Origin of the sequence: Paenibacillus periandrae (assembly GCF_022458865.1) — a bacterium.
GTDB classification, from domain to species: domain Bacteria; phylum Bacillota; class Bacilli; order Paenibacillales; family NBRC-103111; genus Paenibacillus_S; species Paenibacillus_S periandrae.
Map to the genome: position 1 here is coordinate 111,404 of NZ_JAJNMU010000017.1, position 15,596 is coordinate 126,999.

At 46.1% G+C, this 15,596-nt stretch carries 13 protein-coding genes; 11 read left to right on the forward strand and 2 right to left on the reverse strand.

Features of this window, described 5'->3' with window-relative positions; translation table 11 throughout:
• Positions 1–12: 12 nt before the first annotated feature.
• Positions 13–2,052: a methyl-accepting chemotaxis protein gene (locus LRL21_RS26910; protein WP_240418871.1), complete on the reverse strand. Its 2,040-nt coding sequence runs from the start codon at positions 2,050–2,052 to the stop codon at positions 13–15.
• Between the two features lie 250 nt (positions 2,053–2,302).
• On the opposite strand from LRL21_RS26910, the gene LRL21_RS26915 reads away from it, so the two are divergent.
• The 6 genes from LRL21_RS26915 to LRL21_RS26940 all read left to right on the forward strand — a co-directional run bounded on the left by LRL21_RS26915 (position 2,303) and on the right by LRL21_RS26940 (position 8,920).
• Complete coding sequence (locus LRL21_RS26915) at positions 2,303–3,223, forward strand: phosphate ABC transporter substrate-binding protein (RefSeq protein ID WP_240418872.1); 921 nt, start codon at positions 2,303–2,305, stop codon at positions 3,221–3,223.
• 457 nt (positions 3,224–3,680) lie between these two features.
• Positions 3,681–4,613, forward strand: a complete 933-nt coding sequence (gene pstC, locus LRL21_RS26920; RefSeq protein ID WP_240418873.1) for a phosphate ABC transporter permease subunit PstC — start codon at positions 3,681–3,683, stop codon at positions 4,611–4,613.
• Positions 4,610–5,467 (forward strand): phosphate ABC transporter permease PstA, encoded by an 858-nt coding sequence (gene pstA / locus LRL21_RS26925; RefSeq protein WP_240418874.1) that lies wholly within the window; start codon positions 4,610–4,612, stop codon positions 5,465–5,467. Before pstC ends, pstA begins: the two co-directional genes overlap by 4 nt.
• Before the next feature lie 2 nt (positions 5,468–5,469).
• The gene (gene pstB / locus LRL21_RS26930; RefSeq protein ID WP_372237345.1) at positions 5,470–6,231 is read left to right on the forward strand and encodes a phosphate ABC transporter ATP-binding protein PstB; all 762 of its coding nucleotides are present in this window, start codon (positions 5,470–5,472) and stop codon (positions 6,229–6,231) included.
• Positions 6,232–6,249: 18 nt separating this feature from the next.
• Positions 6,250–6,909, forward strand: coding sequence for a phosphate signaling complex protein PhoU (phoU, locus tag LRL21_RS26935; RefSeq protein WP_240418875.1), 660 nt, complete (start codon positions 6,250–6,252; stop codon positions 6,907–6,909).
• Between the two features lie 175 nt (positions 6,910–7,084).
• Complete coding sequence (locus tag LRL21_RS26940) at positions 7,085–8,920, forward strand: GGDEF domain-containing protein (RefSeq protein ID WP_240418876.1); 1,836 nt, start codon at positions 7,085–7,087, stop codon at positions 8,918–8,920.
• Here LRL21_RS26940 and LRL21_RS26945 read toward each other — a convergent pair.
• Entirely contained in the window at positions 8,909–9,664 is a 756-nt protein-coding gene (locus LRL21_RS26945) for an HAD family hydrolase (protein ID WP_240418877.1), read from the reverse strand. The two genes, LRL21_RS26940 and LRL21_RS26945, sit on opposite strands and share 12 nt — an antisense overlap.
• 158 nt (positions 9,665–9,822) lie before the next feature.
• Here LRL21_RS26945 and polA point away from each other — a divergent pair, with 158 nt between their 5' ends.
• From polA to LRL21_RS26970, 5 genes are all read left to right on the forward strand, one after another.
• Positions 9,823–12,489 carry a DNA polymerase I gene (gene polA / locus LRL21_RS26950; RefSeq protein ID WP_240418878.1) on the forward strand — a complete coding sequence of 889 codons (2,667 nt, stop codon included), beginning with the start codon at positions 9,823–9,825 and terminating at the stop codon, positions 12,487–12,489.
• An 84-nt stretch (positions 12,490–12,573) separates the two neighbouring features.
• A complete protein-coding gene (gene mutM, locus LRL21_RS26955) occupies positions 12,574–13,434 on the forward strand; it encodes a DNA-formamidopyrimidine glycosylase (protein WP_240418879.1) in 861 nt (286 codons plus the stop codon).
• 61 nt (positions 13,435–13,495) lie between these two features.
• Complete coding sequence (locus LRL21_RS26960; protein ID WP_240418880.1) at positions 13,496–14,221, forward strand: MntP/YtaF family protein; 726 nt, start codon at positions 13,496–13,498, stop codon at positions 14,219–14,221.
• A gap of 145 nt (positions 14,222–14,366) precedes the next feature.
• Positions 14,367–14,963 carry a dephospho-CoA kinase gene (gene coaE / locus LRL21_RS26965; protein ID WP_240418881.1) on the forward strand — a complete coding sequence of 199 codons (597 nt, stop codon included), beginning with the start codon at positions 14,367–14,369 and terminating at the stop codon, positions 14,961–14,963.
• Positions 14,960–15,583 carry a lytic transglycosylase domain-containing protein gene (locus LRL21_RS26970; RefSeq protein WP_240418882.1) on the forward strand — a complete coding sequence of 208 codons (624 nt, stop codon included), beginning with the start codon at positions 14,960–14,962 and terminating at the stop codon, positions 15,581–15,583. Before coaE ends, LRL21_RS26970 begins: the two co-directional genes overlap by 4 nt.
• Positions 15,584–15,596: the final 13 nt, after the last annotated feature.

Sequence of the window (15,596 nt, forward strand, 5' to 3'; positions counted from 1 at the left end):
GGGCTTCCTCTGTTAACCGATAGTTATGAGTTTTTTTTCTTTGTCTTCTTCTTCCTCTTGCACTTTACTTTTATTAGAATCTACATTCACCGTATCGGCTGATTTCGAAGCCAATTGCTCGGCAGTAAGCATCGACATATTCTCTGATAAATTTTGACCGTTTTCATTGGCTGCTGCTGTATGCGAAAGCGGCTCCTGCTCCGGGCAGGTGTTTTCAAGCTCACTCCATTCATGGAGATTAGCAACAACATCCTCCTCCTCAAGTAAGACTTCACCAGCTTGACTCGAATCAGCATGTTCCAATAGTGTTGGATTTCCAATCTGGAATCGATTCACTTCATTAAACAGCTTTTGCGATAACAGCATCATATCATCGGCTTGTGATGCAATTTGCTGAATGGCTGCATTTTGCTGGATAGATGAGGAGGTAACCTCTTCAACGCCTGCTGCTGTTTCCTGAGCGATGGCTGCAACGATTTGTACAGAATCAATCAGGCTTTCATTTTTTTTCTGGGCAAGGACGATTTGGCTCTGGATCTGATTAATATCCTGTGAGAGTGCATCCATGGAGCTGCGGATTTCCTGAAAAGCTTCGACACTTTCATTCATTTTACCATTTTGCAGAATGAATGATTTACGTGCTTCTTCTATATATAGTTCCAAATCTTTCGTTTGTGCCAGCAGCGAATGTATGATCGAGGCAATTGATTTTGACGAATCATTTGTCTGTAGGGACAGCTGCCTTACTTCCTCGGCAATAACCGAGAAGCCTCGACCGTGAACGCCAGCCCTCGCCGCTTCTATTGCAGCATTCAGAGAAAGCACATTGGTTTGTTGAGAGATATCGGTAATCGTATTGACAATTTTGTTGATTTGTACCGAGCTGGCAGATAGCGATGTCATGGTCTGATGTACTTTATCAAGTATGCTTTCAGATATTTGGGAAGCACTGCGGAGAGCCTCCATGGAGTTTGAGCCCGTATGTGTATTGAAGGCAGCTTCGTTGCTTCTTTCATGAACGGCTTTGGACAACCCGGAGATCAGCTCGATTTCCTGGCCCAGCTCGGCAATGATATGAGTGCTCTGTTCAGAATGAGAGGCCTGCTGCTCGGCGCCTGTCGATATTTCTTGAATGGCACGAACGATATCTGCATTTACATTAGCCGTTGACCCTGAGAAGCCTTGAGACATTTTGGAATGCTCAGATAAGGAAAGCGCAATCTCCTGGGTATGAGCCAGCATGCTGCGGACCTGATCGGTCATATGGTCAAAGCTGTTGCTTAAGGCTCCAAGCTCATCCTTTGAATGACTGTTGATTTTATTGCGCAAATCACCATTAGCCATAGCATGTACTGCGTGCTGCAGCCTTTTGATGGGTTTAACAAATGAACTGATCAGTAAGAATGCAATAGCAATACTGGAGATAACGACGATGATCGAGCAGATGAGCATCATGGTTACTGTATTGTTAAGCAACTGCTGGGTATTGGCGACTGCGTTCTCAGCATCCTTTGAATAAGCAACATAGAATTGATCCACATTGACGAAGATATCGCCCATGAGCGTTTGTGATTCATTGTATAGATATTCCATATTTTTGTTAAGATCGTCCGCTGTCAGCTTATTTTCCTGTACCAGCTTGGCCGCGACGTCAAATGTATTTGTATAATCGACTGTCAGCGAGATCAGCTTGCTGCGCCATTTGGCTTGTTCAGGTGTAGTAGCTGTGTCACCGACACGTTTGATCATTTTATCGAAAATGGCTCTTTTCTCATTATACTTCGGTATGTAATCGGCTTTCTTGGAAATTTCGAGTCCGGATGCAATAATATTCAGCTCCTGAACCATTTCTTTTAGCTCTAACGCCATCAGCTTGAGCTCGACCTTATCATTTTGCTGACTGAGCTGAATTTTGATGTCGTTAACCTGCTGTAAATTATAAAGCGCCATTCCCAGGAATAGTACCAGCATCCCGGCAAAACCAAGCATCAGCTTTAATTTTAGGGACAACGCAGGAAATGAAATTGTCTTCTTACTTATTAGAATGCTCATTTAATCCCTCCATTATTAAAATCAATAGTCCAAACGATACAATTGGGCATTCGTGATTTGTTTCCTATTATGCGAGTTGATTATTAAATACAAGTCCATAGTTTGTAAAAAAATGATTAAATTTAGCTAAAACTCGACAAAAAAACTTTTACATTCCGTTAACGTTTTGAGGGTTTAGACTTTACACTCGCTTGTTAAGATGTTCAAGTAAACAAAAAATACTAGAGGATAAAAGGGAGGACATGCAAAGATGTTGAAGCATTTCTCAAGAAAAGGCAGTCTTGCAATGATGACAGTATTATTAATGGGGGTACTCGCAGCGTGTGGTACTCAAACGGCAGCTCCAAATACGGATACAAAAGCACCAGCTACTAATGCAGCAGCACCGGCAGCTCCTGCTAAAACAGAAGCACCTAAAGAATTAACAGGCACAGTAACAGCTTCCGGTTCCAGCGCACTTCTTCCATTAGTGAAACAAGCTGCAACTGAATTTATGGAGAAAAATCCTAAAGTAACCGTTAACGTAACTGCCGGTGGATCTGGCACTGGCTTGAAAAACGTTGCAGACGGCACTTCCGATATCGGTAACTCCGACGTTGCTGCTGGCGACGAGTACAAAGACAAAAACCTGGTAGACCATGTTGCGGCAATTGCACCTTTTGCATTGATCGTTAACAAAAATGTTCCTGTTGACAATCTTAGCAAGCAGCAAGCTGCTGATATTTTCATGGGTAAAATCACGAACTGGAAAGAAATCGACGGCAAAACAGATGCTAAAATCGTGGTTGTTCACCGTCCAGACAGCTCCGGCTCCAGAACACTTGTTAAGCAAATCGTGCTTGATAACAAAGACTTCACTAAAGATGGCGTTACTCAAGAGTCCAGTGGTGCAGTTGCAACTACTGTAGGTTCTACTCAAAATTCTATCGGTTATGTGGACACGCCTTACCTGAACGATACGATCAAAGCCTTGAAATTTAATGATGTAGCTTTCAGCAAAGATTCAATTAAAGATGGCAAATACCCTTTGTATGGTGTTGAGCATATGTACACTAAAGGTGAAGCTAAAGATGCTGTTAAAGCATTCCTGGATTACATCACAGGTTCTGAATTCCAAAGCAAAAGAGTTGAAGAGTTGAAATTCTTACCAGCCAACCTTTTGAAAAAATAAGTACTTCTTAATCAAGTAGGATGCGGAGCGATCTCCGTATCCTTTTTGCGTTGTGCGATTGCTCTTGCTTTTCCCTTGCTCTGCCCTTGCTCTTAGGGAAGCGGCAACGCAATGCTTCCCCCGTTCTCTACGACAACCCGGAAGTGCGGTGAATCAGGCGCGGAGGGGACGAAAGTGTTCTGGAGAAGCGGAGCGTTCGCCTTTGTTCAAGGATTTCCACCTCTAAATCACTTACATAATGAAGAAATCCTTGAACAACAGCGATCGGAAGAACATTTCGTCCCTGCAGCGCCACTTATTCACCGAACTTCCTCCACTTTTTACATTCCCTTAACAATTGAATTGTATGGGATTAACAATTGTCCTCTATGATGAATAAAGAACATTCAGGCCGAGCTCACCACTGTACGTATACTTGAAGGCTCGTATGCTAATTTATTTGAGGGGGAAACATCCTGTGAATTCTTTCGCTGATCAACTCACTGAAAGAGCAGCTTTAAAACACAAACAAGTAAGCCAATGGACCAAACGGCAAAATCGAACCGATCAGATGATGAAGCTAATTTTTGTCGGAAGTGCCATTATTGTATCGGCCATTATTTTCTCCGTCATCGCATTCGTCGGAATCCAGGGTGTTAAGACGTTTAGTGATGTAACACCATGGACCTTCTTCTTTTCTCCAGATTGGACACCAACCAAAGGGGAATTCGGAATCTTCGCCTTTCTGTACAGCACCCTGCTGTTAACGCTGATCTCCGTTGTTTTATCGGTACCGTTAGCCTTGTCAGGAGCTGTGTTTCTCGCCAAAATTGCACCACGATGGGTTCGCGAAATTATGCGCCCAGCAACAGATTTGTTCGTCGGCATTCCGTCTGTAGTATACGGTCTGATCGGTTTGACTGTAGTGGTACCAGGTCTTGCCAAGATCACAGGAACCATTGGATATGGGATTTTACCAGCGGCTATCATCCTCGCCATCATGATCCTGCCAACGATCCTCTCCATCTCTGAGGATGCACTGCGTGCGCTGCCAAGTCGGCTTGAAGAGGCTTCACTGGCGCTGGGAGCAACACGCTGGCAGACGATATGGAGGGTGCTTGTACCAGCGGCGCGTCCCGGTATTATAACGGGTATTATTCTCGGCATGGGAAGAGCAATTGGAGAAACGATGGCGGTGTTCATGGTCATCGGTAACTCACCGCAAATCCCGGGCTCATTGTTAGAATCAACAACGGTACTAACGACAGCTATCGTTAAGGATATGGGTAACACAAATTACGGTACGGTTTGGAATAATGCCTTGTACATGATGGCCCTCGTGCTGTTGTTGATTTCCTTGTTCATGATAATCGCCATCCGGATCGTTGCCAAAAGGAGTGAAGTGAAATGACGAGCAAAACAACGGACCGCGCGGCTACCCTGTTTTTCTGGACTACCGGTGTTGTCATTATGCTGCTGCTGGCTTGGTTCCTGATCCGTATATTAGGAGATGGACTTCCCCAGCTATCATGGAACTTCATTACAGGTAAACCTTCGGAGGTAATGGCAGGCGGCGGGGTTGGCCCTATGCTGTTCAACTCCTTCTATATCCTGTTTTTATCCTTATTGTTTTCCGTTCCGATCGGGATAGGCGCAGGGGTATACTTATCCATCTATGCCAAACAAAATCGGTTTACAGATTTCATTCGGATATCCGTTGAGGCTCTGTCTTCGGTGCCATCCATTGTTTTTGGATTGTTCGGTTTCTTGTTATTCGTTAATCTGCTTGGCTTGAAATTCTCGATTATCGGCGGTGCCGCTACACTGTCCTTGCTAAATTTGCCTGTATTGGTCCGGGTGACGGAAGAATCGCTTCGCTCCGTGCCAGAATCGTATTGGGAAGCTTCGCTCGCGCTCGGCTCTACGCGTTGGCAGGCCATTCGCAAGGTGCTTTTACCAGCCGCTATGCCTATCCTGATTACGGGTATTACGCTGGTTGCCGGACGAGCCTTAGGCGAATCGGCGATTCTGATCTATACTGCCGGGTTATCGGTTTCCCGCCATTTCCCAGACTTTAGTCCTTTGGCAATGGGAGAAACGCTGGCTACGCATCTATGGTACGTACAGTCTGAGGCCATTGTTCCTGACGCCAAGCAAATTGCCCAAGGAAGCGCAGCGCTTCTGCTTATCGTAGTTTTGATTTTCAACTTGTGTATTGCCATTCCAAGCAAAATGATTCAAAAAAGACTGACCGGGGGGAAATAATCGTGGCTGAGAAACATAAAATCAAAGTAGAAAAACTAAACCTGTTTTATGGTGATAACCAAGCACTGCACAACGTTGAATTGGACATTAAAAGCAATAATATCGTAGCGTTAATCGGACCTTCCGGCTGCGGGAAATCGACATTCCTCAGAACACTGAACCGTATGAACGATCTTATCGATATTGTGCGGATTAATGGAAGTATCTATGTCGATGGTCAGGATATTTATGGTTCAGACACCGATGTCGTATCGCTTCGCAAAAAAGTAGGCATGGTGTTTCAACGCCCCAATCCGTTTCCAATGAGTATTTACGATAATATTGCTTACGGTCCGAGAATTCACGGAACGAAGAAAAAATCGGTTCTTGATGAGATTGTAGAGAAGAGTCTGCAGCAAGCGGCTTTGTGGGATGAAGTAAAGGATCGATTGAACAAGTCAGCGCTCGGATTGTCGGGCGGTCAGCAGCAGCGTTTATGTATTGCACGTTTGTTGGCGGTTGAGCCTGATGTGCTTTTAATGGATGAGCCTACCTCGGCGTTGGACCCGATCTCTACCTTGAAGGTTGAGGAATTGACGCAGACCTTGAAGGAAAAATATACGATCATCATCGTTACACACAACATGCAGCAGGCAGCACGGATTTCGGACTACACCTCATTTTTCCTGAATGGATTGCTGATTGAGACGGATCAAACGGATAAAATTTTTACGACTCCGTCGGATCAAAGAACAGAAGACTATATTACAGGCCGTTTCGGCTAGAGGGGACTAGAACCAAACATGGACACACGCCATAACTTTCATCATTCGGTGGAGGAACTGCAGAAGGTTTTACTCAAGATGGGGACATTAGTCGAGGATTCGATATCGAAGGCTATCGAGTCGTTAGCGACGCTGGATGAGAAGCTGGCCGTTACTACTGTTAATCAGGATGATGTAATCGACGATTTGATGCTGGAGGTAGAGGAGCGTTGCTTAAGGCTTATTGCTTTACAGCAGCCTATGGCAAGTGATTTGAGAATCATTGGAATGGCTTTGAAGATTGCAACGGATTTGGAGCGGATTAGTGATCATGCGGTCGATATTGCCAAGATCTCGATTCGATTGTCCGGGGAAGAGCTAATCAAACCGCTTGAGGATATTCCACGGATGGCCATGCTGGTTAGAAATATGCTGCAGGAAAGCCTGCTCTCCTATATGGAGCTGGATATTCACCGTGCTTCGGCGCTTGCTGAAAAGGATGACGAAATCGATAAGCTGTACAGTGCCTTGATGAATGAAATTATTGCCCTGATGAGCAGTGATTTCCAACGGAATCGTCAGCTATCCCATCTGATGTTTGTAGCTCATTATCTGGAGCGGGTTGCCGACCATGCGACGAATATTGGTGAAGGCGTGATTTACATGGTTACCGGCAAGCGAAAAGATTTGAACGTGTAATAGAAGCAAGCCGGCAACGTGAGCAAAGAGCCTTACTTATGGCTCTTTTTTTGCATATCCGCTGAACGAAGGTTTTACACAAATTTAACAAAACCCTGGTCATTTTTGACATAGGGATGAAGGTTGTCTGTTATAGTTATGGGTATATAGCAACTTACTCAAAGTAGGGATCAATATGGACACTCACCAGCTTGCGAGTGCGAATGCGCATTCGGATAATGATTTCCTCAAGGAGCAGTTTCATAATATTTTGGAAGCCAAGCTCATTCATTCCGTTTATCAGCCTATTATTTCATTGAAGGATGGTACTGTTTTCGGTTACGAGGCGTTGACGCGCGGTCCAGAGAATAGTTCCTTCCATTCTCCTATGAAATTATTTCCTTTTGCCGAGGAAGAAGGATTTTTATATACCTTGGAAAAATTGGCCAGGGAAATGGCGATCAAAGGAGCATTCTTCTCACGCAACAACGAAATGCTGTTTATTAATATTTCCGCAGCTATTTTACAGGACCCGCATTTTGCACCTGGTAAAACTTTGGAGCTGCTGCAGGCACGCGGCCTGCAGCCTGGCAACATCGTATTTGAAATTACGGAGCGCAGCTCCATTGAGGACTTTACCACGACCAAACGCATACTTGACCACTATCGGAATCAAGGCTATCGTATTGCCATTGACGATGCGGGAGCCGGATATTCATCTTTACAGGCAATTGCAGAGCTGCACCCGGATTTCATCAAAATCGACCGGTCTCTGGTACATGATATCCATCTTCATAAAAATAAAGAATACATCGTGGAAACGTTCGTTTCGTTTGCTGACAAGCTGAATATCAGTTTGATCGCTGAAGGCATTGAATCGCAGGAAGAGCTGCAGATGCTGACACGCTTGGGAATCCATTATGTTCAAGGGTTTCTACTGGGCAGACCTGCGACGGAGATAGCGGTAATTGATCCGAAATGGATTGAATTGATTGTTCAGCACCGCAAAATACGCGAAACGGGCGGCGGGACATTGACTATTGGTGATGTGATCGCGCCGATTCAAATTTTTGATTGCAAGGCGCTTATTTCCGAGGTTGCTAATTTTTTTAAAAGCAACGTCAAGGCGCAGGGAGCTGTTATCGTATCTAATGACGAGCCTGTTGGCTTGATGATGCGGGAGCGTCTGTTTCAGAAGCTGGCGGGCCAGTATGGCTTCTCTTTGTTCTGGAATCGTTCCATCGATCAAATGATGGATCCGAAGCCATTGATCGTCGACAAGGATACGCCGATTGAAACCGTTTCCCAGCTGGCAACCTCGCGGGATACGAATTTGTATGATTTTGTCATTATCACGAACCAGGGTAAGATGGCAGGCGCCTCATCCATCCGGGCGATCCTGGAATGCATCACGAATACCCGAATGGAAAATGCCAAGGTAGCAAGCCCGCTGACAGGGCTGCCGGGAAATATCCAGATTCAGCGTGAGCTAACAAGAAGGCTGATGGAGAAGAAGCCTTTTGCGGTTTTGTACGCAGACCTTGATTATTTTAAATGGTTTAATGACCGTTATGGATTTCAAAAGGGTGATCAGCTGATTCAGTTCACAGCAGATGTACTTCAGCATGCCATCGGACTGTGCGGCAAGCCATTGGATTTTGTTGGTCATATTGGAGGCGATGATTTTATTATGATCACGTCTACGGATGAGCCGGATCGGATGTGTAAGGAAATCATCCGCCGTTTCGACCAGAGCGTGCCGTTATTTTATGAAGGCGATGACTGGACCTATGTGGAGGATCGGAAAGGAAATCGAATTGAAACGAGCGGTGTGACGATCTCCTTGTCTTTAATAGTATGTGAAAACGAGACACCGATCACCCTTGAAGAGATTTCTCAATCAGCTGCAACCTTGAAAAAACTGTCCAAAGCAAGTATCGGAAGCGTGTATTGCAGCACACATCTTGGTTTGGCTGAATGGACCGAAGCGGAACCAGGCAAATCAGATATGGAGTCCTATTTACTGGAATAGCTCGAGCAGCTGATTAATTTCCTGAATACAATAAATATTACGTTTCCCGAGCTTTTGTCGGGAAATTTTTTTTGTGTTTTCCTGATGAGCTTGCAGCCAGATCACATCAAGTCCCGCCTTAACCGCGCCGCAAACATCGTGTTTCCAGGAGTTTCCAACCATAACAGCCTGCCGCGGGGTTAGCTCCAACGTTTGCAGAGCTGTTTTGAACAGTGAGCTTCCCGGTTTTTTCTCAGATAGCTTGTGGGCAGTGAATATTCGCTCTGGCGGAAAAAATGCGTGAAGCTGAAATCGCTCCAGCAAATGAATGACCTCGTTATGGGGACTGTTACTAATAATCGCGAGCTTGAAATGACCGGACAGGTTGCGAAGCGTGCTTTCCACGCCGTGTACGAGAGTTTTGCCCTCAATGCGTCTCTGTCGAACGAGCCGAAAAAAATCCTTCGCAAATCCTTGATGAACCGGAATTTGCTGCTCCTGGATCGCTTGCTGGAGGCTCTGCTCCTGGAGCTGATCAAACGACACAGCGGGTCCCCTCGTTTTTTTGTTGAGCTGCCAGTTGGCTTGGTATCGATCCCACAGGCTATCCACCTCACCTTGATCCTGCTCTAAGCCGCGAGCACCATACTCGCTGCAGACGGAGCGAAAGGCCTGCTCAAAGTGAATGCCTTGATGAATTAACGTCTCATTCAGATCAAAACAGATCGCTTTTTTTCCTGGGATTTTGTAAACTTTCCCTGTCAATGGTATCTCCTCCGTTCAAGCTTGCTGCACACCCTGATATCCTATGTTTATGCTGGAATGTATGGCGTCACACCTAGGTACAGGAATGTGGGATTAAGCTTTTTATATTGTGTTGTCCTATGCTATCATGGAGGTAGTATGGAAAATGAGGTGCTATAATGTCCAAATTGATCGTCATTGATGGCAACAGTATTGCTTACCGTGCTTTTTTTGCACTTCCGCCGCTAAGTAATTCAAGTGGTTTGCACACGAATGCTGTTTTTGGCTTTACAACGATACTTTTGAAACTAATGGAAGAACACAAGCCTACCCACTTCCTTGTAGCGTTTGATGCGGGTAAGGTGACGTTTCGACATTCGAATTATAAGGATTACAAAGGCGGCAGAGCCAAGACCCCTCCAGAGCTGTCCGAGCAATTTCCGGTACTCAAGGATTTGATCCGGGCATTTGGTGTTTCCCAGTATGAGCTGGAGGGCTATGAAGCAGATGACATTATTGGCACTTTGACACGTATGGCAGATGAGCTTGGCAATATCGAGGTTATCGTCGTAAGCGGTGATAAGGATATGCTGCAGCTGGCTTCCGAGCATGTGAAGATTGCTTTGACACGAAAAGGGGTTAGTGATGTAGAGCTGTACGATCCACCCTATATTATGGAGAAATATGGATTGACTCCGAATCAGATCATTGATCTGAAGGGACTGATGGGAGATACGAGCGATAATATCCCAGGCATTCCGGGAGTTGGGGAGAAGACAGCATTAAAGCTGCTGCACGAGTACGGTTCAGTCGAGGGTGTGCTGGCCAACACGGATCAGTTGAAGGGCAAGATGAAGGAAAAGGTTGTCGAGCACGCAGAGGACGCGCGAATGAGCAAGGAGCTTGCAACCATCTTCCGCGAGGTTCCTATCGGCACGCCTTGGGACGAGCTGGCATATAACGGATATGAGAAGCAGGCTTTGGCAGAGATGTTTTACAAGCTGGAGTTCAAATCTTTAATGGAAAAAATGGAGTTGACTGGCGGAGATGTGAAGCTGGCGGATCAGCAGCCGCAGGCAGAGCTTGTAACAGTAGCTATCCAAAAGCTGGAGCAGCTTGCAGAGCTTACTGATGTGCTGGGCAAGGTCGAATCGCTGCATGTCGAGGTCATTGGTGACAATCCTCACGCCGGGTATGTGCTGGGGCTCTCGTTTCATACGGATCAGGCCTGTTATTATGTGCCATTCGAGCTGTTGAAGGAGAATAGCTCTGAGGTGGATACGCTCAAGGCATGGCTGGAATCACCGGACAAATCAGTCGCTGTGTATGACCAGCATCGTGCCGAGATTGCATTGTCGTGGCAAGGTATTGCCCTTCGGGGGACTACATTCGATGTTCTGTTGGCAGCTTATTTACTCGATCCTACAGAATCAGCGCTTACCCTGCATGGACTGCTGGCCAAATACAGCCTGCCTTCGCTCAAAACGGACGAGGACGTATTCGGTAAGGGAGCCAAATTCAAGGTTCCTGCGATTGAAATCGTAACGGACCACCTGTGCCGTAAAGCTAATGCGATTCATACTCTTCTGATCCTCATGAAGCAGGATCTGCAGCAAAAGGATATGGATCAGCTGTTCTACGATCTGGAGCTGCCGCTTGCGAACGTCCTGGCTGCTATGGAGCAAAAAGGGATCCAGGTGGATGTTGAAGGACTTAAGCAGTACGGTGTTGAGCTTGCTGCACAATTGGACAAGATCATGAAATCAATCTATGAAGCAGCCGGTGGCGAATTCAACATTAATTCGACCAAGCAGCTTGGGGAGATTTTATTCGAAAAGCTGAATTTGCCTGCCTACAAAAAGACAAAAACAGGCTATTCAACGGATGCCGAGGTGCTGGAAAGACTGGAGCCTTATCATCCGGTCATCAGCCATATTCTGAACTACAGGTCGCTTGCCAAGCTGCAATCCACCTATGTCGAAGGTCTGTTAAAGGAAATACGTCCGGAAACCGGTAAAGTGCATACGTATTACAGACAGACGATCGCGGCAACCGGCCGTCTAAGCTCCCAATTTCCGAATTTGCAAAATATCCCGATCCGTCTGGAGGAGGGACGCAAAATCCGTAAGGTATTCGTCCCATCACAGCCTGGCTGGTCGATTCTGACCGCTGACTACTCGCAGATCGAGCTGCGTGTGCTTGCACATATTTCACAGGATAAGAATCTGATGGAAGCTTTCCTGAATGATATGGATATTCATACGAAAACCGCGATGGATGTATTCGGCGTGCCTGAATCGGCTGTCGATTCCAATATGCGCCGACAAGCCAAGGCCGTTAATTTCGGAATCGTGTACGGAATCAGCGACTACGGCTTATCGCAAAATTTGAATATTTCCCGTAAGGATGCGGCTTCGTTCATTGAGCAATATTTTGTCGTATTCCAAGGGGTACGCCGTTTTATGGACGATATCGTACTAAAAGCTCGTAAGGATGGCTACGTGACTACCCTGCTGCAGCGCCGCCGGTATTTGCCGGAAATCTCGGCTTCCAATTTTAATTTGCGCTCCTTTGCTGAACGCACTGCGATGAATACCCCAATCCAGGGTACCGCGGCTGATGTCATCAAGCTGGCAATGGTCCAGATGGACGAGCGCTTGAAGCGTGATGGGCTGGCTAGCCGTATGCTGCTGCAGGTGCATGATGAATTGGTATTCGAGGTGCCTGAGAACGAGATCGAAGTGATGCGGACAACCGTAAAGGAAGTTATGGAGGGCGCACTCAAGCTGGATGTGCCTCTTAAAGTGGATGTGGACACAGGCTCCAATTGGTACGAAGCAAAATAATCAAAGACAGATGTACGGCGGATAAAGAACTGCACAATGGAGATTTATTCACCGTAATTTCAAATAACCAGAGGTGAGGACATCATGCCGGAATTGCCGGAGGTTGAAACTGTCAGACGAACATTAAACGAGCTGGTCATCGGTAAAACGATTGATCATGTTAGTGTTCATTTGAATCGAATTATTATTAAGCCTGAGGAAGTCGGCGAGTTTTGCATACAGTTGGCTGGACAAACGATTCTTAGCGTAGAACGAAGAGGCAAGTTTTTACGGTTTCTTCTGGATGATTACGTACTTGTATCACACCTTCGTATGGAAGGCAGATACGGATTGTACGATAGCAGCGACCCTTTAGAGCTTCATACGCATGTCGTATTTCATTTTACGGACGGCAGTGAGCTGCGCTATAAGGATGTGCGTCAGTTCGGGACGATGCATCTGTTCCCCAAGGGAAGGGAGCTTGAGGAGCAGCCGCTCAAAAAGCTCGGTCTGGAGCCGTTGGAGGAGACGTTCGATCTGGCAGCGTTCCGTGCTCGGATTGCCCATCGTTCGACGAAAATAAAGCCGCTGCTGCTCAATCAGGAATACATCGTTGGGATCGGGAATATATATGTGGATGAATCGCTGCATCTGGCTCGAATTCACCCTGAGCGTGAAGCCAATTCATTGACATCCAAGGAGCTTGCTGCTTTGCACGAAGCCATTGTGAAGACACTGAGTGAAGCTGTCGCCGCGGGTGGCTCATCGATCAAATCGTTTGTAAATGGACAAGGCGAGATCGGTATGTTCCAGCATCAATTCAAGATGTATGGCCGCAAGGGGGAAGCTTGCTATTCCTGCGGACAGCCTATTGAAAAAAGCGTTGTTGCTGGACGGGGTACTCATTATTGCCCCCAATGTCAGCCCTTGAAGCCTGCCAGAGCGAAGAAGATAAAGCCTATATAAAAGCTGCACCCTCCATACCTATCCGCCATATAGTAGGGTAAAATGGTCGGGAGGGAATGCCATGCTTCCTTTTATCTCCTTAATGCTGCTGGCTTTAGCGGTTAGCTTGGATGGTTTTGGCGTAGGTGTGACGTACGGCCTGCGCAAGATTCGGATGCCCTTGGTATCGATTGCTATCATTTCAGGCTGCTCCGGCATTATTATTTATACTTCGATGCAGATTGGTGTCTGGATTAGCTTGTATGTCGATCCGGTTTTTGCTAAAAGCATCGGTGGCATCATCCTGATCGGTATCGGCATGTGGGCGTTGTATCAGGTGCTGGGAAGTAAACAGGAATCTACAGAAGCAGTGCCCGCTAGCGTGGCTGCAACGTCTTCTGTAGTTCAACACACGGAAGACTCCACTGGAATGGTGGACGATCCTACAGACGTGCAGCCTAGTGCCAAGGAAGTATTGTATATCGAGCTTAAACGCTTTGGCTTGGTCATTCAAATTTTGCGAACACCATCTATGGCTGATATGGATCGATCTGGCAATATTTCTCCTTATGAAGCTTTTCTTCTTGGGATCGCTTTATCACTCGATGCTTTTGGAGCCGGGATTGGTGCGGCCTTAATCGGTTTTACGCCGTGGCTAACCTCAATGGTTATTGCTATGGCAAGCGGGATGTTTTTGGCGGCAGGCTTGCGTGTAGGCTATAAATATGCAGAATTATCTTGGATGCGAAGCTTATCCGTCTTTCCGGGATTTGTATTGATTGTGATGGGAATTATGAAGCTGTTATAATAAGCAGATGCTTACGAGGTCAGTTTTGCTAAAGCAAAACTTAAAAGAGAATGCTTACGAGGTCAGTTTTGCTAAAGCAAAACTTAAAAAAGAATGCTTACGAAGTCAGTTTTGCAAAAGCAAAACTTTAAGGAGACTAGCCACCATGAATATAGGGTTAACCGGAGGCATCGCCTGCGGCAAAAGCACCGTTAGCAATATGCTGGTGCAGCGCGGCGCGATGCTGGTTGATGCCGATCGGATCGCGAGAGAAGTTGTGGAACCTGGAATGCCTGCTCTTGATACCATAGTGGACCGGTTTGGTAAGGAAATATTATTTCCCGACGGTACATTAAACCGTAAGAAGCTGGGCGAAACGGTGTTTGGCAATAAGGAAGCATTGAAGGATCTTCAGAATCTGCTGCATCCGTCGATCAGGACATTAATGCGTGAGCGAATGGAGCAATATGAGAACTTATATCCGGACAAGCTGGTCGTTGCCGACATTCCATTATTGTATGAATCGGGATTGGAAGCTGAGTATGATGCCATTATGGTCGTATACGTTCCCAGAGCCGTTCAGCTTGAACGTTTGATGCTGCGCGACGGAATGACCCTGCAGGCAGCGGAGCAAAGACTACAGGCACAGATGGATATTGAATTGAAAAAGGCAAAGGCTGACATTGTTATTGATAATCAGGGTGACTTGATCCTAACGGAAGGTCAGGTGGACAGGTTCCTCAGGGAAAGGGGGCTGTTATGAGCGTCAGCTTTTGGCGAAAAAAACGGGTATTCGCCCTGCTTTTTTTTACCTTTGTTTGTTTTCTTTTTTTGACCAGCAGCTCAGTTAGCAAAATGTTATATCCGATTCGATATCAAACTGAAATTCAAAAAAATGCAGCAGTGTACGAACTGGACCCGTTTCTGATTGCAGCTATCATTCGGGTAGAATCCAATTATCAGACGCATATTGAATCCAAAAAAGGGGCTTATGGCCTGATGCAGCTTATGCCGGACACATCGGATTGGATAGTCGATACGGCTCGCTTTTCACCTTCATTTAAGAATGATCTACATAATCCTGCTGTAAGTATCCAAATGGGCTCCTGGTACTTAAATTGGCTGCATAAGCAGTTCAAGGGAAATGCAGTGCTTGCGATCGCCGGCTATAATGCCGGACAAGGAAATGTCAGCCACTGGCTGAATGACGAACTATGGGATGGAACTTTGGAAAATGTCGCCTCCATACCCTACGGTGAAACAAGACATTACATTCAGCGGGTTTTGTATTATTATAATAAGTATCATAAGCTGTATGCAGAGGATTGGGGCATTCCAGTTGAAAAACAAAAACAAAGAAGTATAGGACAAGCCACTAAGTAAAAGTGGCCTCCCA

Excerpts from the sequence above, each read along its gene's own strand:
- LRL21_RS26960 (WP_240418880.1), top strand. The coding sequence starts at position 13,496 with ATGCTTCCTTTTATCTCCTTAATGCTGCTGGCTTTAGCGGTTAGCTTG.
- phoU (WP_240418875.1), top strand. The coding sequence starts at position 6,250 with ATGGACACACGCCATAACTTTCATCATTCGGTGGAGGAACTGCAGAAG.
- LRL21_RS26970 (WP_240418882.1), top strand. The coding sequence starts at position 14,960 with ATGAGCGTCAGCTTTTGGCGAAAAAAACGGGTATTCGCCCTGCTTTTT.
- LRL21_RS26910 (WP_240418871.1), bottom strand. The coding sequence starts at position 2,052 with ATGAGCATTCTAATAAGTAAGAAGACAATTTCATTTCCTGCGTTGTCC.
- coaE (WP_240418881.1), top strand. The coding sequence starts at position 14,367 with ATGAATATAGGGTTAACCGGAGGCATCGCCTGCGGCAAAAGCACCGTT.
- polA (WP_240418878.1), top strand. The coding sequence starts at position 9,823 with ATGTCCAAATTGATCGTCATTGATGGCAACAGTATTGCTTACCGTGCT.
- LRL21_RS26940 (WP_240418876.1), top strand. The coding sequence starts at position 7,085 with ATGGACACTCACCAGCTTGCGAGTGCGAATGCGCATTCGGATAATGAT.
- pstA (WP_240418874.1), top strand. The coding sequence starts at position 4,610 with ATGACGAGCAAAACAACGGACCGCGCGGCTACCCTGTTTTTCTGGACT.
- mutM (WP_240418879.1), top strand. The coding sequence starts at position 12,574 with ATGCCGGAATTGCCGGAGGTTGAAACTGTCAGACGAACATTAAACGAG.
- LRL21_RS26915 (WP_240418872.1), top strand. The coding sequence starts at position 2,303 with ATGTTGAAGCATTTCTCAAGAAAAGGCAGTCTTGCAATGATGACAGTA.